At 52.8% G+C, this 19,325-nt stretch carries 17 protein-coding genes; all 17 read left to right on the top strand.

All coding sequences use genetic code 11. The features are described 5' to 3' along the window. The first annotated feature begins 2 nt into the window (after positions 1 to 2). The 17 genes from ABD920_RS22665 (at position 3) to ABD920_RS22585 (ending at position 19,323) form a co-directional block, all read left to right on the top strand. A complete protein-coding gene (locus ABD920_RS22665; protein WP_345162651.1) occupies positions 3 to 3,002 on the top strand; it encodes a TAT-variant-translocated molybdopterin oxidoreductase in 3,000 nt (999 codons plus the stop codon). A gap of 19 nt (positions 3,003 to 3,021) precedes the next feature. Then, complete coding sequence (gene nrfD / locus ABD920_RS22660; protein ID WP_345162649.1) at positions 3,022 to 4,449, top strand: NrfD/PsrC family molybdoenzyme membrane anchor subunit; 1,428 nt, start codon at positions 3,022 to 3,024, stop codon at positions 4,447 to 4,449. Further along, positions 4,442 to 4,966, top strand: a complete 525-nt coding sequence (locus ABD920_RS22655) for a DUF3341 domain-containing protein (protein WP_345162647.1) — start codon at positions 4,442 to 4,444, stop codon at positions 4,964 to 4,966. Before nrfD ends, ABD920_RS22655 begins: the two co-directional genes overlap by 8 nt. Next, complete coding sequence (locus ABD920_RS22650; protein ID WP_345162645.1) at positions 4,966 to 5,652, top strand: c-type cytochrome; 687 nt, start codon at positions 4,966 to 4,968, stop codon at positions 5,650 to 5,652. Before ABD920_RS22655 ends, ABD920_RS22650 begins: the two co-directional genes overlap by 1 nt. A 25-nt stretch (positions 5,653 to 5,677) precedes the next feature. Further along, on the top strand, positions 5,678 to 6,946 hold the full coding sequence (locus ABD920_RS22645) for a quinol:cytochrome C oxidoreductase (RefSeq protein ID WP_425568682.1): 1,269 nt from the start codon (positions 5,678 to 5,680) through the stop codon (positions 6,944 to 6,946). A 24-nt stretch (positions 6,947 to 6,970) separates the two neighbouring features. Further along, positions 6,971 to 8,044, top strand: a complete 1,074-nt coding sequence (locus tag ABD920_RS22640) for a cytochrome c oxidase subunit II (RefSeq protein ID WP_345162641.1) — start codon at positions 6,971 to 6,973, stop codon at positions 8,042 to 8,044. 19 nt (positions 8,045 to 8,063) lie between these two features. Beyond that, positions 8,064 to 9,890 carry a cytochrome c oxidase subunit I gene (locus tag ABD920_RS22635; protein WP_345162639.1) on the top strand — a complete coding sequence of 609 codons (1,827 nt, stop codon included), beginning with the start codon at positions 8,064 to 8,066 and terminating at the stop codon, positions 9,888 to 9,890. A gap of 8 nt (positions 9,891 to 9,898) precedes the next feature. Next, positions 9,899 to 10,981 (top strand): COX15/CtaA family protein, encoded by a 1,083-nt coding sequence (locus tag ABD920_RS22630; protein ID WP_425568681.1) that lies wholly within the window; start codon positions 9,899 to 9,901, stop codon positions 10,979 to 10,981. Positions 10,982 to 11,019: 38 nt separating this feature from the next. After that, positions 11,020 to 11,874 carry a heme o synthase gene (cyoE, locus tag ABD920_RS22625; protein WP_345162635.1) on the top strand — a complete coding sequence of 285 codons (855 nt, stop codon included), beginning with the start codon at positions 11,020 to 11,022 and terminating at the stop codon, positions 11,872 to 11,874. A gap of 9 nt (positions 11,875 to 11,883) precedes the next feature. Further along, a complete protein-coding gene (locus ABD920_RS22620; RefSeq protein ID WP_345162633.1) occupies positions 11,884 to 12,468 on the top strand; it encodes a cytochrome c oxidase subunit 3 in 585 nt (194 codons plus the stop codon). A 23-nt stretch (positions 12,469 to 12,491) separates the two neighbouring features. Next, entirely contained in the window at positions 12,492 to 13,238 is a 747-nt protein-coding gene (locus ABD920_RS22615; protein WP_345162631.1) for a cytochrome c oxidase subunit 3, read from the top strand. 80 nt (positions 13,239 to 13,318) lie between these two features. Then, positions 13,319 to 13,663, top strand: a complete 345-nt coding sequence (locus ABD920_RS22610) for a cytochrome C oxidase subunit IV family protein (RefSeq protein WP_345162629.1) — start codon at positions 13,319 to 13,321, stop codon at positions 13,661 to 13,663. A gap of 135 nt (positions 13,664 to 13,798) precedes the next feature. Beyond that, positions 13,799 to 14,329 (top strand): SCO family protein, encoded by a 531-nt coding sequence (locus ABD920_RS22605; protein ID WP_345163308.1) that lies wholly within the window; start codon positions 13,799 to 13,801, stop codon positions 14,327 to 14,329. Further along, positions 14,307 to 14,867: a DUF420 domain-containing protein gene (locus ABD920_RS22600; RefSeq protein ID WP_345162627.1), complete on the top strand. Its 561-nt coding sequence runs from the start codon at positions 14,307 to 14,309 to the stop codon at positions 14,865 to 14,867. The genes ABD920_RS22605 and ABD920_RS22600 overlap by 23 nt, the downstream gene beginning before the upstream one ends. Positions 14,868 to 14,899: 32 nt before the next feature. Then, complete coding sequence (locus tag ABD920_RS22595) at positions 14,900 to 15,166, top strand: hypothetical protein (RefSeq protein WP_345162625.1); 267 nt, start codon at positions 14,900 to 14,902, stop codon at positions 15,164 to 15,166. Then, positions 15,163 to 15,549 (top strand): DUF983 domain-containing protein, encoded by a 387-nt coding sequence (locus ABD920_RS22590; protein ID WP_345162623.1) that lies wholly within the window; start codon positions 15,163 to 15,165, stop codon positions 15,547 to 15,549. Before ABD920_RS22595 ends, ABD920_RS22590 begins: the two co-directional genes overlap by 4 nt. A 66-nt stretch (positions 15,550 to 15,615) precedes the next feature. Further along, the gene (locus tag ABD920_RS22585; RefSeq protein WP_345162621.1) at positions 15,616 to 19,323 is read left to right on the top strand and encodes a sensor histidine kinase; all 3,708 of its coding nucleotides are present in this window, start codon (positions 15,616 to 15,618) and stop codon (positions 19,321 to 19,323) included. Positions 19,324 to 19,325: the final 2 nt, after the last annotated feature.

Genomic DNA, 19,325 nt, shown 5'->3' with positions numbered 1-19,325 from the left:
ATATGCAAAACAGAATAAAATACTGGAGAGGAATTGAGGAGTTAGAGAACACTCCGGAATTCGCTAAGCATGCTCATAACGAGTTTCCAGAATTCCTTCCTGTTAAGGGAACCAGTGACGACGAAGGGGCTTTGAATGGCAAAACGAAGCGACGAGACTTCCTGAAGCTGATGGGCTTTAGCCTGGCGGCGGTTTCGCTGGCTTCCTGCGAGGCACCGGTTCGGAAAGCGATTCCTTATCTGAATAAGCCAGTAGACGTAGAGCCGGGCGTGGCCAATTGGTACGCCACTACCTATTACCAGGGCGGTATCTACAACAGTATCCTTGTTAAAACGCGGGAGGGAAGGCCAATAAAAGTAGAGCCAAACCCGAGCTCCGCACTCACGCCGCTAGGTACGCACGCACGGGCACAGGCCTCTTTGTTGGGCCTGTATGACAACAACAGGCTGCGAACCCCGCTCATCAAAGGCAAAATAGCCCAATGGGCGCAGGTTGACCAGGAAATCACTTCCCGCCTCGGTAGCACAACCGGCAAAGTGGCTTTTGTGTCTTCAACCATCATCAGCCCGTCGACCAAGCAGCTCATCAGCGAGTTTGGCTCCCGGTTCGGCAGTTTCGAGCACGTGACCTACGATGCGAACTCAGCCTATGGTTTGCTGAGTGCCAACGGCGGCGTTGTGCCAGGATATGATTTCAGCAATGCCCAGGTAATCCTCAGCGTGAACGCTGACTTCCTCGGCACCTGGATCGCTCCTACCACCTTTGCCAAGCAGTATATCCAGAACAGGAAAGTAACTGCCCAGAACCCAACCATGTCGCGCCATTACCAGTTCGAGACCAGTTACTCCGTGACTGGCGCAAACGCAGATGTGCGTGTCCCGATCAAGCCGTCTGAGGAGGCTGCCGTAATCACAGCACTCTATAACGGCATCACTGGCCAGGGGGGCGCAGGCAATGTTCCTGCCGCCGCTGCGAAAGCGCTGGCCGCTGCTGTTAAAGAACTGAAGGCAAACCAGGGGAAAGCCCTGGTCGTGTCTGGCTCCAACGATCCGGGCACACAGGCCATGGTCGCCGCCATCAACAATTCACTGGGTGCGGCAGGCTCCACCATCGATGCCAACAAGCCTTACTTTGTGAAGCAGGGTAACGATGCGGCCATGATCCGCCTGATAGAGGAGATGAATGCCGGTACGGTAGGTGCGATATTCTTTTATAATTCAAATCCGGTATACGACCACCCCCTGTCAGAAAGAGTTGTTACCGGCCTGAAGAAAGTGCCGTTGAAAGTGTCATTTTCTGAGCGGGTGGATGAAACTGCGCTGTTAGCGGACTACGTAACCCCGGATCACCATTACCTGGAATCCTGGAACGACAACGAGCCGCGCCGGGGATCGCTTAGCCTTACCCAGCCAGCGATCAGCCCGATCTTCCTGACGCGCCAGATGCAGGACAGCCTGTTGACCTGGGGTGGCAACAACGTGAATTACTACGAATACATCCGCAATAACTGGCGGAAAATAGCGCCGGCAGGCGATTTCAATACCTTCTGGGAGCAGTCGGTGCACGATGGCGTGCTGGAGACCGGCGCGACCATGCTCACGGTGAACAGCAATTTCACGGCGGCTTCTCCTGTCGCAAAACCAGTGAAGGCCGCTGCCATTGAGGCTGTTGTTTACGAGAAAGTAAGCATCGGCACCGGTGAGTATGCGAATAACCCGTGGTTGCACGAAATGCCCGATCCGATCTCTAAAGCGAGCTGGGGTAACTATGTAGCCATGCCGCAGCGGATGTCGGAGGAGATGGAGCTGGTGCAGGGCGACGTGGTGAAGGTAACGACACCGAGCGGCAAGAACTTTGAACTTCCTGTACTGGTGCAGCCAGGTCAGGCGAACGGCACGGTGGCCATTGCCATGGGCTACGGCCGAAGCCTGGAGTCGATGCCGGTAGCGGAGGGACTGGGCGCAAGTGCCTTCCCGATCATGACGGTTGTGGACAATACCGTCCTGTATACCGGACCGGTAACGATCGAGAAAACGGGTGCAGTCTCTCCGATAGCGCAGACGCAGACGCACCATACTATCATGGACCGTCTGGTCGTGCAGGAAAGCTCGCTGGCACAGTACAAAGAGAACCCAAAGGAGGTAACTGAATACATCCGCATTGCCACCAAGGAAGGACCGGCAAAACCAGCCACTATATCGCTCTGGGATGATTACGAGTACAAGAACCACCACTGGGGCATGGTCATCGACCTGAACTCCTGTATTGGTTGCGGGGCCTGTACCGTGAGCTGCCATATCGAGAACAACGTGCCGGTGGTAGGGAAGGCCGAAGTGCTGAACCGCCGCGACATGCACTGGATGCGCATCGACAGGTACTACAGTGCCGTGGAACATGAGGAAGGCGATTTCGCTGAAATGGAGAACCCGGCCGAAAACCCTTCGGTCATCTTCCAGCCGATGCTCTGCCAGCACTGTAACCACGCTCCATGCGAAACGGTTTGCCCGGTTGCCGCCACCATGCACAGCTCGGAAGGCATCAACCAAATGGTGTATAACCGCTGTGTGGGTACCCGCTACTGCGCCAACAACTGCCCCTATAAAGTACGCCGCTTCAACTGGTTCGCCTATTTCAACAACGATAAGTTCGCGAATGAGAACTATATGATGAACAGCGACCTGGGCAAGATGGTGCTGAACCCGGACGTGACGGTGAGAGCCAGGGGTGTGATGGAGAAGTGTTCTTTCTGCGTACAGCGTGTGCAGCTTGGTAAACTGGAGGCAAAGCGCGAGAACAGAAGGCCGAAAGACGGTGAGATCGTGACAGCCTGCGCGCAGTCGTGCCCGACAGAGGCCATCGTATTCGGCGACATGCTTGATCCGGAAAGCCGCGTGTCTCAGATACTGGCGCGTGAGCAGGGCGAGCGTGCATTCCACGTGCTGGAAGAGCTTAACACGCAGCCAAACGTAACGTACCTGACGAAAATTAGAAATTTAGCTTAAAATATAATTCGAGAGCGTTATGCAGCATGTATCTCCGATAAGAGAGCCTCTTGTAACGGGGGGGAAAACATACCACGACATCACAGAAGATGTTTGCCGGCAGGTGGAGGCAAAGCCCAACCCGCGTTGGGCGGCTGCCTTTGCTATATCTTTAGTAGGGTTGGCTATCTTCTTTTACTCCGTTTACCGCACCGTGTGGTTCGGTATAGGGGAGTGGGGCCTGAACAAAACCGTGGGCTGGGCCTGGGACATCACCAACTTCGTGTGGTGGGTAGGTATCGGTCACGCCGGTACGCTGATTTCCGCGGTGTTGCTCCTGTTCCGCCAGAAGTGGAGAAGCTCCATCAACCGCGCAGCCGAGGCGATGACCATTTTCGCTGTAATCTGTGCGGCCATGTTCCCGGTAATTCACATGGGGCGTCCGTGGCTGGCCTACTGGGTGCTTCCGTTGCCAAACACCTTCGGCTCGCTTTGGGTGAACTTTAACTCGCCGCTGCTTTGGGACGTGTTCGCCATCTCCACTTACTTCTCCGTATCGCTTGTTTTCTGGTATATCGGACTTATCCCTGATTTTGCCACCATCCGCGACCGTGCGGTTGGGCCAATAGCGCGAAGAGCTTACTCTGCCCTTTCGCTGGGCTGGACGGGATCGGCGAAAGGCTGGTCACGTTACGAGACAGTGTCCCTGATCCTTGCCGGTGTGGCAACACCCCTGGTACTATCAGTGCACACGATCGTATCCATGGACTTTGCAACCTCTGTGATACCTGGCTGGCACACAACGATCTTCCCGCCATACTTTGTGGCCGGTGCCATTTTCTCCGGATTCGCAATGGTGCTTACCCTGATGATCATCACCCGGAAAGTGTTCAAGTTAGAACACTACATCACGCTGGAGCATATCGAGTCGATGAACAAGGTTATCATCACCACCGGCTCTATTGTGGGTATCGCTTACACCACCGAGTTCTTTATCGCCTGGTACTCCGGGGTTGAGTACGAGCAATATGCCTTTATCAACCGCGCGACGGGCCCTTACTGGTGGGCTTACTGGTCGATGATGACTTGTAACGTGATCACGCCGCAGCTGTTCTGGTTCCGGTCAATCCGACGCAGCCTGACGGCAACCTTTATCATCTCTATCTTCGTGAACATCGGGATGTGGTTTGAGCGTTTCGTGATCATCGTAACCTCCCTGCACCGCGACTACCTGCCTTCTTCCTGGGCAATGTTCTCTCCTACCATGATTGACGTGGGCGTATATGTCGGGACGTTTGGTTTGTTCTTCACACTGTTCTTCCTTTTCGTAAAGTTCTTCCCGGTAGTGAATATGGCTGAGGTAAAAGCCATTCTGAAGTCTTCCTCAGGAGTGACACACACGCATGCAGACACGATGCACAGCACTGACAAAGATTTGAACACAAATACAGACCACAGACATGAATAAGAAGTTTGTTCTTGGCATATATGATGACGAAGATGTGCTGCTACACGCCATCGAGAATGTCCGTGCTGCCGGCACAAAGATATATGACGTATTTTCCCCGTACCCGATCCACGGCATCGATGACGTGCTGGGCATCAAGCGCTCCCGGCTGCCGATTGTGGCTTTCTTCGGAGGCTTGACAGGGATGAGCTTTGCGCTCTGGATGCAGATATGGATGCTGGGTTTTGACTGGCCGATGATCATCGGCGGTAAGCCGCACATCGCGCTGCCATCTTTCATACCGGTAACGTTCGAGCTGACGGTGCTTTTCGCTGCCTTCAGCATGGTGATCGCCTTCTTTATTGTACAAAGGCTGAAGCCGTCCTTGCGGGTGAATGTGTTCGATAAGCGCTCCACGGACGATAAGTTTGTGATGGCCATTGAGGTAAAAGAGGGTGTAACGGATCTTTCGGCTTTAAATAAACTGCTGCGCTCTAACGGAGCCGTGGAGGTTAATGAGAAGGAGGTAGTAAAATAATGAGAAGATTTACGAAAATAGGATTACAGGCCTCTGCGCTGCTTTTCTCATCGGCAGTAATCTTTGCATGTGGCAATGAGCAGGACCCGGGGCTGGAATATGCACCGGACATGTATCACTCCATTCCGCTGGAACCTTATTCTCAGATCAAGGAGAACAAGTATAATCCGGGCGGCATGAACATGCGGGAGCCGGCAAAAGGAACAGTGCCCAGGGGCAAGCAGGGATATAACCTGTACCTGACGGAAGAGACGGCAGAGGCTGCCGGCGCGGAACTGAAAAACCCGCTGGAGGCGAACGAAGAGAATATAGCCCAGGGTAAAGTGTTGTACTCCCGTTTCTGCGCACCATGCCACGGGGAGCAGGGCGACGGGCAGGGGCTGGTCGGTGTGAAGTACAAAGGGGTACCTTCCTTCAATGCCGGGCGTGTGGCTGAGTTGCCGGGCGGGCATATATACTATGTGATTGCGCAGGGAAGGGGTCGCATGATGCCATATGGCTCGCAAGTGAACCCGACGGAGCGCTGGAAAATAGTGATGTACGTGCAGCAACTTCAGAAAGGCGCCGGCGCTGATGTAGCCACTACGGAGCAAACGGAAAATGAGGCTGGCGGCGAGGCAATCACGGATAATCCTGTGACTGGCACACCAGAAGATACTCCAGCGAAAGAAACACCTAAAAACTAAGTCTAAGGCATAATATTATAGGATAATGACAGAAGAAAGACTCATCATTACCAGAAAAACGAACAACAAGTTTTTCTTAATGATAGCTGTAGGTGTAGTTTTACTTATAGCAGGTATTATCATTATGGCCGCAGGCGGGGGAGGGGAACACCATGCGGAAGGCCATGAGGCCGCCGCTGCGGGGCACGAAGCAGCAGATTGGACCACACGCCTCTTTGTGAACCTGTGGATGAACAATGTCTACTTTACAGGCATTGCCCTGATCGGTACGTTCTTCGTGGCTTTCAACTATGTCGCCTATGCCGGTTGGCCTACCCTTATAAAAAGGGTGCCGGAGGCAATGGGTTATTTCCTGCCTATTGGTGGGGTAATCATGCTGCTGGTGTACCTGTTCGGATCACACGATATCTTCCACTGGACGCACGAGGGGCTCTATGTTGTGGATGGCCCGGAGTATGACCCGATCATTGCCGGTAAATCAGGCTACCTGAACACGCCGTTTTTCCTGATCAGGATGATTGTCTACTTCGCGCTGTGGATCCTGTTCTCGATGTGGCTGCGAAGGAACTCCATCAACGAGGACCTGTACGGAGGCACGGACTACTATCACAAGAGCATCCGCCTTTCAGCGATGTTCCTGGTAGTATTCGGTATTACATCTTCTACATCAGCCTGGGACTGGGTACTGTCCATTGACACGCATTGGTTCTCCACCATGTTCGGCTGGTATGTATTTGCCAGCTGGTTTGTCTCAGGGCTTGCTGCCATTACGCTAACCGTTATCCTGCTGAAGCAGAACGGATATCTGCGCATGGTGAACACGAACCACCTGCACGACCTGGGTAAGTATGTTTTTGCGTTCTCCATCTTCTGGACTTATATATGGTTCTCGCAGTTCCTGCTGTACTGGTATGCCAACATACCGGAAGAATCCATCTACTTTATTGAGCGCCTTGGTGGAAACGGGGGCATATATAAATGGGTGTTTTTTACCAATCTTATTATAAACTTTGTGTTCCCCTTCCTTGTTCTCATGACGAGAGATGCGAAGCGACAGATGATCATGCTCAAGTTAGTGACAATTGCCATCCTGGTAGGACACTGGTTAGACTTCTACATGATGATGATGCCGGGAACAATGGGTGCGGGTGCAGGCATTGGATTCATCGAAATAGGGACCGCCCTCACTTTCCTGGGTATATTCCTGCTGGCACTTACAAAAGGACTGACAAAAGCTTCCCTGGTGCCGCTTAACCATCCTTTCCTTGAGGAGAGTGTTCACCATCATGTTTAGAGATTATACTAAAAGCGTTATATAATGATTACGATCGCAATAGTTTTATCCATAGTTCTTTTATTGGTCATCCTGTTCCTCCTTTTCCGGATCGGGACACTTGCCTCCATCTTCAGGGGCTCCACGGAGCGGGCTCCGGGCACTACGCCTACGAGTAACCGCGTCAACAGCATGCTGCTCCTGCTTTTCCTGATTGGGGGAAGCGCCGCTTTCATCTGGTCTTTTGCAGACTCATGGGAAGGGATGAACCAGCCGCTTGCCTCCGTGCATGGCCGTTGGACTGACAGCCTGTTCTGGACGACTATGATCGTGATCGGAATAGTGTTCGCTATCACCCAGATTCTCTTGTTTTGGTACTCCTATAAGTACCAGCACAAGGACAACAAGCGCGCATACTACTACCCGCACAACAACAAAGTCGAGATTATCTGGACGATGATCCCTGCCATCGTGATGGCGCTGCTGGTGTTTGCCGGCTGGAAGACGTGGACCAAGATCACAAGCGCCGCCCCTGAGAGCGCGGTCGTGGTGGAGGTAATGGGCAAGCAGTTTAGCTGGATGGTGCGCTACCCAGGTGCTGACGGGAAGTTAGGCGTGGCCAAAACCACCCTGATCGATGCAACGAATGAGTTTGGTGTAGACTTCAGTGATCCGAATGCAATGGATGACATCATCAACCCGAGCCAGATTCATGTGCCGAAGGGCAAGCCGGTTCTGCTTAAGATAAGATCAAGAGACGTGATCCATAGCGTGTTCCTGCCCCATTTCCGCCTGAAAATGGATGCCGTGCCGGGAATGCCCACAAAATTCTGGTTTGTCCCTACCAAAACCACTGACGAAATGCGGAATGAGACGGGCAATCCTGACTTTAACTATGAGCTTGCCTGTACGGAAGTATGTGGGCGCGGGCACTTCGCCATGCGCTACCTGCTGGTGGTAGACGAGCCAGAGGATTACGAGAAATGGTTGGCAGAGCAGCCGGCATTCATAGAGAATAACCCGAATGTACTGGCTAAATTCGCTCCTGAGGCTCCCAAGGATCTGGCACTTGATGCAAAGGCAGGGGAGAAGGCAGAGGAAGTAAAAACTGAGTTGTAGCATATAAATACTGTTGACTATGTCGAGTACAGATATTACCATCGACCAAGATGTACATCATCCGCACGAGGAGCATGATCATCATCACGACCAAAGCTTTATTGAGAAGTACATCTTCAGCCAGGACCATAAGGTAATTGCAAAGCAGTTTCTCTTTACGGGCATAGCCTGGGCCTTTATAGGAGGTTTCCTGTCGATCCTTTTCCGCCTGCAGTTGGGCTGGCCGGAGGCAACGTTTACCTTTCTGGAGCCTATCCTTGGAGGTTGGGTTGAAAACGGAAAACTGAACCCGGAGTTTTACCTGGCGCTGGTGACCATGCACGGCACCATCATGGTGTTCTTCGTGCTGACAGCAGGCCTTAGCGGTACCTTCAGTAACTTCCTGATTCCGCTGCAGATCGGGGCACGTGATATGGCATCGGGCTTTATGAACATGCTGTCCTACTGGATCTTTTTCCTTTCCAGTGTTATACTCTTTATCTCGCTGTTCCTGGAGACAGGCCCAGCCGCGGGTGGCTGGACGGTATATCCGCCGCTGAGCGCATTGCCACAGGCAATCGAAGGATCCAAAGGGGGAATGACGATGTGGCTGATCAGTATGGCCCTCTTTATTGTGTCGCAGTTGCTGGGTGGGGTGAACTATATCACCACGGTAATTAACCTGCGCACACGGGGAATGTCAATGACGAAGCTGCCGCTCACGATCTGGGCTTTCTTCTTTACGGCTATTCTGGGCCTGCTCGCATTCCCTGTTCTTCTTTCTGCTGCCCTGCTGTTGATTTTCGACCGTAGCTTTGGCACAAGCTTCTTCCTGTCTGATATTTTTATCGCTGGAGAGGCCCTGGCGAACACAGGCGGTAGCCCTATTCTGTTCCAGCACTTGTTCTGGTTCCTGGGTCACCCGGAAGTATACATCGTGATCATGCCAACATTCGGTATTGTATCAGAGGTGATCGCTACCAACTCCCGCAAGCCGATCTTTGGTTACAGAGCGATGATTGGTTCTTTGATCGGTATCGCAGTACTGTCCTTCGTTGTGTGGGCGCACCATATGTTCGTGACGGGTATGAACCCGTTCCTGGGCTCCGTCTTTATGTTCCTGACGCTGATCATTGCGGTGCCATCGGCGGTGAAAGTATTTAACTGGCTGGCTACCCTCTGGAGAGGAAATATACGCTTCACCTCTGCCATGATGTTCGCAGTTGGCTTTGTGTCGCTGTTCATCTCCGGTGGACTTACCGGTATCATCCTGGGTAACTCCGCGCTCGATATCCAGTTGCACGACACCTATTTCGTGGTGGCGCACTTTCACCTGGTGATGGGCGCTGCGGCTTTCTTCGGCATGTTCGCGGGCGTGTACCACTGGTTCCCGAAAATGTTCGGACGAATGATGGACGACAAGCTGGGATTCGTGCACTTCTGGCTGACCTTCCTGGCTGTGTATCTGGTATTCATGCCAATGCACTACATCGGCATCGCCGGTTTCCCGAGAAGGTACTACGCCTGGACAGGCTTTGAGGTATTCAACGGATTCTCTGATATGAACACGTTCATCAGTATCTCTGCTATCCTCGGCTTCTCCGCACAGTTTATCTTCCTGTTCAACTTCATATACAGCATGTACCGCGGCCGGAAGGCAACAACCAATCCATGGCACTCTAACACGCTGGAGTGGACTACTCCGGTGCTGCCAGGGCATGGTAACTGGCCAGGAGAGATTCCTGCCGTTTACCGATGGCCATACGACTATAGCAAGCCAGGTTCAGTTGAGGACTATATTCCGCAAAACGTACCATTCTCCCAGACACAGTCGTCAAACCTGCCACAGGAGAGAGATTTTGAATAAACCACTTAATGGCTAAAAAGTCATTGCATAGTAAAAGATTCATAAATTTTGGGGTAGTAACAGTGTTAGCTGTTTACTTCCTGATATTAGTCGGAGGAATCGTCCGCAGCACAGGGTCCGGAATGGGATGCCCGGACTGGCCCAAATGCTTCGGAAGCTGGGTTCCTCCGACTGATGTCAGCCAGTTGCCAGAAGATTACCTGGAGGTATACAGGCAGAAGCGGATTGAGAAAAATGAGAAATTGGCAGCCTCCCTGGATAAGTTGGGCTTTGATAAGTTGGCCGCCACAATTTTCTCACATCCAAGTCAGTACATCGAGACAGAGTTTAATGTAACGAAAACCTGGATCGAGTACCTGAACCGTCTGGTAGGTGTACTGATAGGTGTTTTCATTTTTCTGACGGTTGTGTTTGCCTGGCTCTACCTGAAGCGCGACAAAACAATTTTCTTTCTGGCCTTTGGCAGTTTCCTGCTGGTGGGGTTCCAGGGGTGGTTAGGTTCCATCGTAGTTTCCACCAACCTGCTACCGGTAACAGTAACGGTGCATATGGCACTGGCCCTGGTGATCGTGGCGATGCTGCAATATGCAGTCACGCGTGCGCAAAAGCAGGACTTAAAAGGTCACCTGCCCCACTCGCCGAAGTTAAATAGCCTGTTATGGGTGCTGGCACTGGTTACGTTCGGGCAGATTCTGCTGGGCACGCAGGTGCGGGAGGAAGTGGATGTGGTATCATTTGCCATGAATGGCGCTGAAAGGGAATCCTGGATAGGGAAGTTGGGCGCAAGTTTTTATATCCACCGTTCTTTCTCTATTGCCGTGCTCGCGCTGCACATCTATGTGGCTTACCTGCTCTACAAATTAAAAGACGCTGCCCTTACCCGGCTAACGAATGTGATGCTGGTAATGGTGGCGATAGAAATAGCAATTGGCATTATAATGGCATATTTTGCCATACCACCCGTGCTACAACCGCTGCATTTAACTTTTGCCGCCCTGCTCTTCGGTGTGCAGTTCCAGTTGTTGATCATGTACCATTATGCCTCTCGTGAGGCACTTAAAAAGCCAGTAGCAATTCATCAACCATGTTAGTACAACAAGAAGTTGCGTCACTACTGCCTGCATCGACTATGGCACAAAAAGCAAAAGCGTATTTCAAATTGCTGAAGTTCAGGCTGAGCTTTACTGTTGCCTTTTCCAGTGCCATCGGATATATACTGGGTTTTCCGGGTGCCTCCTACATAAGCATTGCCATGGTGATGCTGGGCGGGCTGCTTGTAACGGGCGCTGCAAACATCATTAACCAGATTATAGAGCGCGACCTCGACAAACTTATGAAGCGCACGGCCAAGAGGCCGCTGCCGACAGGGGAGGTTTCCGTAACAGAGGCTATTGCGTTCACAGTGGTTCTTGGGGTGAGCGGCCTTGCCTTGCTCGGCTTTTATTTCAACTGGCTCACTGCCGCGCTGTCACTACTCTCGCTGGTGCTGTATGGTTTCGTCTATACACCGCTTAAGCGGATCAGCCCGATATGTGTGTTTATCGGTGCCATTCCGGGCGGTATGCCCCCGCTGATCGGATGGGTGGCTGCCACTGGCATACTCGGCGCGGAGGCCTGGATTCTGTTCGGCATCCAGTTCATTTGGCAGTTCCCGCATTTTTGGGCGATTGCCTGGGTGCTGGACGATGACTATAAGAAAGCCGGTTTCAGGATGCTGCCGATGGAGGGGGGCAAGAACCTCAAGACAGCCATACAGATCATGATTTACACGCTGGTGCTGATCCCGCTGAGCCTGCTGCCGCTGCAGTTCGGCATGACGGGTTCTACCTCCGCACTGATCGCCGTAGTATGTGGCGTGCTGTTCCTGGCCCAGACATTCTACCTGATGCGCACCTGCTCCAAAAAGGCCGCAATGAGCATTATGTTCGGCTCATTTTTATATCTGCCGATTGTGCAGATAGCCTTTGTATTAGACAAAATATAACGTGTAGCCATGGCTAACGAAGCTTTTAAAAACGACAACAACAGCACCGGGGTACACCCACTAAAGTTTTCGCTGTGGTTGATTATTATAAGTATTATCATGATGTTTGCAGCTTTTACAAGCGCCTACATTGTGAGAAGGGCAGAGGGTGACTGGCTGGAGTATGACCTGCCGAATATCCTGCTGATCAACACCATCGTGATAGTGCTCAGCAGCGTGGCCATGCAACTGGCCTATGTGGCGGCGAAGCACAACAACCTGCAGCGCCTGAAGATCATGCTGCTGCTGACGCTGGGTTTGGGCGTCGCTTTCCTGATCGGGCAGTGGAATGGCTGGGCTATTCTGGTGGAGAACAATGTGTATTTCGGGGGACGGGGCAGCAACCCTGCCGGCTCGTTTCTGTATGTACTCACAGGCGTGCATGGTTTTCACCTGGTTACAGGGCTCATTTTTGTAGCGCTTACCTATATGAGCAGTTTGAAGTACAAGGTGCACTCTAAAAATTTGCTTCGGATCCAATTGTGTACCACCTACTGGCACTTTTTAGGAGGACTTTGGCTATATTTGTACATATTCTTAAGAATAAATCACTAAACACGTTTTTCAAAACATAATCTATGTCTACTTCATCTACGCTGGAAAAGCCAAATACGGGTACCTGGGACGGTGGTAATGAGCCGTTGAAGGCGAGCTATGGTAAACTCATGATGTGGTTTTTCCTGCTCTCTGATGCGTTCACCTTTGGTACTTTCCTGATCGTTTACGGTTTGTCGCGCCATATGCATTTGCCTTATACCGGCGAGGCGGAGACTTTCACGTTCTCCACACAATGGTGGCCGATACCCGAGAAGGTGTTCAACGCTTTCCCTGGCTTTCATGGGGTAGACCTGCCGCTTGCGTTTGTGGCCCTGATGACGATGATCCTCATCTTGAGCTCCGTGACCATGGTGCTTGCGGTGGAGGCAGGACATAGAATGGACAAAAACGATGTGCAGAAGTGGTTGCTGTGGACAATCCTGTTCGGCTCAACGTTCCTGGGCTGCCAGGCATGGGAGTGGAGCCACTTTATAACGGGTACTGAAGAAGGCATGCTGTTAGCAGACGGCACGCGTGTGATCGGTGCCAACCTGACGGTGAACCAGTATGGCCCGCCCTTGTTTGCCGACCTGTTCTTCTTCATCACCGGTTTCCACGGTACGCACGTTTTCTCGGGCGTGGTGCTGCTCGTCATGATCTTTATCAATACCGTGAACGGTGTCTATCATAAGCGCGGGCACTACGAAATGGTGGAGAAAGTAGGTTTGTACTGGCACTTTGTAGACCTGGTGTGGGTATTCGTGTTCACATTCTTCTACCTGATCTAATTAACGCACATAACTCACAGCCAGCGCTGCGGGTATATAATATACAGAAGCACTAAGTAGAATTCAAGACATCGACATATATGGCAATGCATCATTCCGACAACGACATGCACCAGACAGGTGAGATTCCGAAGGCACAGACCAAAGCGATCTGGAAAACGTTTGCGATCCTGGTGGGTATTACGGCGCTGGAGTTCGTGTTCGCTTTCTTTATGGACCCCGGCACGGCACGAAACGTGATCTTTATTATCCTCACACTGTTCAAAGCGTTTTATATAGTGGCTGAGTTCATGCACCTGAAGCACGAAACGAAATCGCTGATCTGGTCAATCATCATCCCGTTTGCCCTGATCATATGGCTGATGGTGGCCCTGATTTCGGAAGGAAGTTACTATTACGAATCCGTAACGAATTTTTTCAGATAACAATCTTCTATAATGAGTAAAGCAAAGGCACTGATATTAGGATTCCTACTATTGGTGCCTCTTCTTATTTTTGCATTTATCAGTATTTTTGGCGTTCATCACTTTACCCTTAAAACATATTTCCCGGAAGTGGATATGTCTGGGGAGGTGATTTATGACGCCAGCGGTGACACTGTTTTCCAGCAAGTCCCCGACTTTTCCCTGACCTCGCTCCAGCGCGGGCAGTTCACGGCGTTGGACCTGAAAGGTGCTATAACTGTTGTCCAGTTCTTTGAAACCGCTTGTCCGGAATGCTCGGAGATCTCGTCTCAGCTCGTGCGTCTGCAGGAGGCCTTTGAGGAATTCCCCGAAGTTAAGTTTGTCTCCATCACCGTTAACCCGGAGCGGGACAGCACAGCTGTACTGCAACAGTATGCCGCCACCTATGGCGCAAAAGCGGGCAAATGGTATGTACTGACAGGCGATAGGGAGGAGATTCTGGCGCTGGCGCAGCAGGGCTTTAGATTACCGGTAGGCAAGCAGCGCGTGCTGGTGACAGAGAACCTGATGCTGCTGGACAAAGAAAGAAAAGTGAGAGGCATCTACAACGGGACGAAGCAGAAGGAAATCGACCGGCTGGTAACAGAAATAAACGTTTTGCGGGATGAATACGGTAAAAGAAAATAAAGACAAGCTGACGAGCGGCCAGGACAGGAAGTTCCTAACCCTGATTGCCGTGCTTTCTGTGGCTGTGCCGGTGGTGGTGGCGCTGCTCTTTTTCCTGCCGAAAGCCGGTGATGGTTCGGTGGATGTTTCGTGGCTGCCGGGCTTTTACGCCGCCATCAACTCACTCACTGCAGTCGCGCTTGTGGTGGGGTATATAAACATCAGGCGCGGCAATGTGAAAGTGCACCGCTCCGCCATGCTCACCGCTTTCGGACTGTCCTGTATTTTCCTGGTGTCTTATGTGGTGTATCATTACTTAGGCGAGCGCACCACCTACGGGGGCGAGGGCGCTCTGAAATACATTTATTATTTTATCCTGATCACGCACATCGTGCTGTCTGTGGCCATTGTGCCGCTGGTGCTGCTTTCGGTGTATTTTGGCATCAGCAACCAACTGGCGCGTCACCGCCGCATCTCCCGCTGGACCTTTCCTATCTGGCTATATGTCGCCGTGACAGGGGTTTTAGTCTATCTGCTGATATCACCGTACTATAATTAAACTACTCACTACATATAACTGTTACTTCTGTAATGAGAACGAAACTGAAAAATACTCTTGCCGCTGTATCGCTTACGCTGTTGCTTATCTTTGCAGGCACCGATGCCTATAGTCAGTGTGCCATGTGTCGTGCCACGGTGGAGTCTAACGTGGGAACAGGCAAAGGCCATAACCACGAGCCTGAGTCGGAGGTGGGTTCTGGTTTGAACACCGGCATCCTCTACCTGATGGTCATCCCTTACCTTTTGATTGGCACGGTTGGTTTCCTGTGGTATAAGAACAGCCGCAAGAAGGTATGAGCCAACCCTCGATGCTAAAGGCTGTTCTCGCCTGCCGCTGTCCACGCTGCAGGCAGGGAGAGGTTTTTACGCACTCGTTCCTCAACTTACGCAAGTTTGACAGCATGTACGAGCGCTGCCCCGTTTGTGGCCTCTATTATGAGGTGGAGGTAGGCTTGTTCTGGGGTGCCATGTATATCAGTTACGGCTTCTCCGTGGGCATTGTGCTGGCGGTAGGGGTGCTGCTTTATTATCTCGCCAACGACCCACCCATGTGGGTCTATCTCACCACGGTCGCGGCCGTCATCATTCTTTCCACCACGCTTCTCTTCAGGTACGCCCGTGTCCTGATGCTCTACTTCTTTTCCGGTATCAAATACAACCCAGACTACAGCAAACGGTAGCACGATTTTTGAATTTATAGTGGTTATCGTGCGTTTTGCTTAAATTCGTAGAATAACTACGTTGATTTGAACCGGAAATTTACTCCCTTCTTCCTGTTAATCGTTTCGCTGCTGTGCTTTCTGGCTACAGCCGCTCTTCATTTCAATATAGCTTACAAAGCCCCCGTCGCCGACCACCAGCGAGAGCTGGCGGACATTGTCGCGCTGGTTCAGGCTGAAATCGAAAACGCGCAGCAAAGCGCTGAGGCAATCGGGGTGCAGTTACAGGAGCGGAGCGTCACGTTCACGGAGTTGCTGCAGCAGTGCCATTACCCGGTTTATATATACAGGGGCGGCAGCCTGGTGTTCTGGTCCAACCATACCATCGCCCCCTCCCTCGATCTCCCGATGCCAGCCAATAGGCTGGTGGCAGTAAGCAACCAGTATGGCAGCTTTATCGTGGTACCGCACCGCGCCAGAGATTACGATATTAAAGTATATATACCCCTGCAGTCTGACAGCCGTAGTACCGGCACCTATCTAGGCTACCGGCAGGCAGGGGGCGAAATCCTGAACAGCAAACAGGTGAACCTGGTGTGGGATCCCTCGGCAGACCTGCCGAAAATCTACAGCAGGCAGGGCGATTTCCTTTTTGCCGTGTCTTTTGCGCAGCAGGACGTGAAAACACCGCTGAATGCGCTGCAGTTGCTGCTGCTGCTGGCCGGTTCGGTCTTTTTCCTTGTTTTCTGTGCGGCCCTGGCAAAGCAGTACGTGCGCCGACGCCGGTATGGCACCGGAGTGCTGTTGTTCCTGGTGTTGCTGACAGCATTCCGGGCCGCGCTGTTGCTCCTCGACCTGCCTTACTCCATTGCGGAGGTAAAGCTTTTTGACCCCAGGCTATATGCTGCCTCTTTCTGGTCGCCTTCCATCGGAGACCTGGCCCTGAATATGCTGCTGCTGGTTACGGTGGCCGGCTCGGGGCTTTACCTGTTCATACGCACCAATGTGCTGGCGCAGCTCGTCATGGTTCCGAGGCAGCAGCGCCGTCTGTTGCAGGCGGGTTGCATCGTGGTTTTCTACCTGCTGCTGTTCGTGCTTTACCAGTTTTACTTCAACATATACCACAACACCCCGCTCGACCTCGATGTAAGCCGCTCCCTGAACTTCACAAAGTACAAGCTGTTGCTGTACGGCGTAATGCTGGCGCACACGATTGCCTTGTGCATGTTCACTTATATGCTGGCGACGGTGGTGTCGGTGCTGGTGCTGAAGGAATCGAGGTGGATGACGTACCAGGTTTTGCTGGGGGTGGCGCTGGTGTCTGGAATCGTCACCCTCGTTTTTGCCCCGGACCTGGCAGTCATCAGCCTCACCGGTTTTTTATTCTGGTTTATCATTATCCTTGCCGCACAGTACCGGAACGCGGTAAGTCTGGCTTACCGCACTTACCTGTTTTTCTTCCTGGTGATCATCGTCAGCGCCCTGATCGGGGCGATGTCGCTTTACACCCACTACCACAGCGAACTGAAACTGTACAAGCAGGAGTTTGCCTACAGCATCCTGCAGGACAATGACGTGCTGGGGGAGTACCTGCTGGAAGAGGAGGTGGCAGGCAAGATTGCCTCCGATGCTGTGATCCGGATGCAGATGATGGGCCCCTACGTGGATGCCTCGCTGATCAAGCGCAAGATCATGCGGCAGTACCTGCCCAGCTATTTCGACAAGTACGAAGTGAATGTGATGCTTTTCGACAGCGAGGGGAACGCATTGGAGAGTGCCGACACGACGGCTGCCACGCTGCAGGACCTCCGCAGCCGCTTCGACACGCCGCAATCGCAGACGGAGCATGAAGACCTTTTCCTGCTGAAGGAGCCCACCCGCTACAACGCCCGCATCTACCTGAAGCTGATAGAGGTGCCGATTTACAACCTGCAGAAAGGCGGCACCATCGCCCTCCAGCTTACCCTGAAGAAGCTGCTGCCCAACAGCGTGGTGCCCGAGCTGCTGGTCGACCAGCGGTATGAGCAGCCTTTTAGGCGCGACATGCTGAGCTACGCCTTCTACAGCGATGGGAAACTGCAGTACAGTGAGGGCGACTACGATTACGCCACCAACTTTAACCGCAGGCTGCTGCAGCGGCCGGAGCTCTTCCGGCAGGGCACCAACCTGGACAACTTCCATCATTTCGGGGTAAACAGCAGCAGCGGGCAGACGCTGGTCATCACGACGGAGAAATACGGCGTGTCAGAGATCCTGTCCAATTTCTCGTTCCTGTTCCTGCTCTTTGTGGCGGGCCTGGTGCTTTGCGGCCTAGCGTACCTCCTGTTGCAGCGCCACCGGTTGCAGGAGTTCAGCCCCAACTTCAGCACCAAAATCCAGATCTTCCTCAACTTCGGGATTCTGCTGCCCTTGCTGATGGTGAGCATCGCTACCGCGGGCCTGGTGACGGCATCCTATCGAAAAGACCTGATGGCAACCTACGAGCAGCGGGGCGAGGCCGTGCAAAAAGCCCTGGCGCAGCAGCTCAGCAACGGGGCTTTGCAGAACAGGCGGCAGCTGGAGAACAGGATCGCAGAGATAGCGGCGATATCAGAAACGGATATTAACCTCTACGACCGCAACGGCCGGCTGCAGGTGACAAGCCAGCCCCTTATTTTTGAGATCGGGTTGCTGTCGAAGCTCATCAACCCGAAGGCATTCGCGGCCATATCGGAGCGGCAGGCCCTGCGGGTGCTGCTGGAGGAGCAAACCAGCAACCTCTCCTTCAACGCCATTTACCTGCCGCTGCGCGATGAAGTGAATGCCGGGGAACTGATGGGTTTCATCGGCATCCCTTTCTTCGACTCCGAGAAGGAGCTGGACCTGAAGCTGATTGAGCTGATCACCACCACCATGAATATCTTTACGGTGATGTTCATCGTCTTTATGGTGCTTACCTTCTTCGCCTCCCGTACGCTTACGGTGCCCTTGCGCATGCTGGCAGACAAACTCAAACGCACCTCCCTGACAGGCAAAAACGAAATGCTGGCTTACGAGGGCGCGGATGAGATCGGCATGCTGGTGAACGAGTACAACCGCATGCTGCTCACGCTGGAGCAGAACAAGCAGGACCTGGCCATGCAGGAGAAGGAGGCGGCCTGGCGGGAGATGGCGCGGCAGGTGGCCCACGAAATCAAGAACCCGCTCACGCCCATGAAGCTTTCGCTGCAGTACCTGCAGAAGGCCATCTCCGAGAAGCGCCCGAACACCGAGCAGCTGATCGAGAAGATATCGCATACGCTGATCACGCAGATCAACATACTCAGCGACATTGCGACGTCGTTCTCCAGCTTTACCAACATGCCGGAGCCGAGGGCGGAGCCGATGGACATTGCCGCCGCCCTGCACAAAGCCGCCGACCTGCACAACGACCCGGCCACGGCCGTGCTGAAGAAGTGCATTCCGGAGGAGGAGGTGATTGTGAAGGCAGACGAGAGCCTGATGGTGCGCACATTCAACAACCTGCTGCTGAATGCGATACAGGCGGTTCCGGCTACGCGCAAACCCCATATAGAGGTGGGCTTAAAGAAGCAGGACAACAAGGAGGCCCTGATCTGGATCCGGGACAATGGCAGCGGCATACCGGAGGAGATACGCAGCAAGGTCTTTATCCCGAACTTCAGCACCAAGTACACGGGTTCCGGGATAGGGTTGGCCGTAGCCAAACGGGGAATTGAGAATGCGGGCGGCCGCATATGGTTTGAGTCGGAAGAAGGGAAGGGCACCACGTTTTTTATTGCGTTACCGCTGGCGTAGCA

Source organism: Pontibacter saemangeumensis (assembly GCF_039541895.1).
Classification (GTDB): Bacteria; Bacteroidota; Bacteroidia; order Cytophagales; family Hymenobacteraceae; genus Pontibacter; species Pontibacter saemangeumensis.
The sequence above is the reverse complement of the archived record's forward strand: the minus strand, read 5'-3'. Positions and strand labels throughout refer to the sequence as shown.

What these genes read in the sequence shown, in the direction of transcription:
- ABD920_RS22645 (WP_425568682.1), top strand. Translation starts at nt 5,678, where the DNA reads ATGACAGAAGAAAGACTCATCATTACCAGAAAAACGAACAACAAGTTT.
- ABD920_RS22635 (WP_345162639.1), top strand. Translation starts at nt 8,064, where the DNA reads ATGTCGAGTACAGATATTACCATCGACCAAGATGTACATCATCCGCAC.
- ABD920_RS22650 (WP_345162645.1), top strand. Translation starts at nt 4,966, where the DNA reads ATGAGAAGATTTACGAAAATAGGATTACAGGCCTCTGCGCTGCTTTTC.
- ABD920_RS22600 (WP_345162627.1), top strand. Translation starts at nt 14,307, where the DNA reads ATGAATACGGTAAAAGAAAATAAAGACAAGCTGACGAGCGGCCAGGAC.
- ABD920_RS22605 (WP_345163308.1), top strand. Translation starts at nt 13,799, where the DNA reads ATGTCTGGGGAGGTGATTTATGACGCCAGCGGTGACACTGTTTTCCAG.
- ABD920_RS22615 (WP_345162631.1), top strand. Translation starts at nt 12,492, where the DNA reads ATGTCTACTTCATCTACGCTGGAAAAGCCAAATACGGGTACCTGGGAC.
- ABD920_RS22620 (WP_345162633.1), top strand. Translation starts at nt 11,884, where the DNA reads ATGGCTAACGAAGCTTTTAAAAACGACAACAACAGCACCGGGGTACAC.
- ABD920_RS22590 (WP_345162623.1), top strand. Translation starts at nt 15,163, where the DNA reads ATGAGCCAACCCTCGATGCTAAAGGCTGTTCTCGCCTGCCGCTGTCCA.
- ABD920_RS22655 (WP_345162647.1), top strand. Translation starts at nt 4,442, where the DNA reads ATGAATAAGAAGTTTGTTCTTGGCATATATGATGACGAAGATGTGCTG.
- ABD920_RS22640 (WP_345162641.1), top strand. Translation starts at nt 6,971, where the DNA reads ATGATTACGATCGCAATAGTTTTATCCATAGTTCTTTTATTGGTCATC.
- nrfD (WP_345162649.1), top strand. Translation starts at nt 3,022, where the DNA reads ATGCAGCATGTATCTCCGATAAGAGAGCCTCTTGTAACGGGGGGGAAA.
- cyoE (WP_345162635.1), top strand. Translation starts at nt 11,020, where the DNA reads ATGGCACAAAAAGCAAAAGCGTATTTCAAATTGCTGAAGTTCAGGCTG.
- ABD920_RS22665 (WP_345162651.1), top strand. Translation starts at nt 3, where the DNA reads ATGCAAAACAGAATAAAATACTGGAGAGGAATTGAGGAGTTAGAGAAC.
- ABD920_RS22630 (WP_425568681.1), top strand. Translation starts at nt 9,899, where the DNA reads ATGGCTAAAAAGTCATTGCATAGTAAAAGATTCATAAATTTTGGGGTA.
- ABD920_RS22610 (WP_345162629.1), top strand. Translation starts at nt 13,319, where the DNA reads ATGGCAATGCATCATTCCGACAACGACATGCACCAGACAGGTGAGATT.
- ABD920_RS22595 (WP_345162625.1), top strand. Translation starts at nt 14,900, where the DNA reads ATGAGAACGAAACTGAAAAATACTCTTGCCGCTGTATCGCTTACGCTG.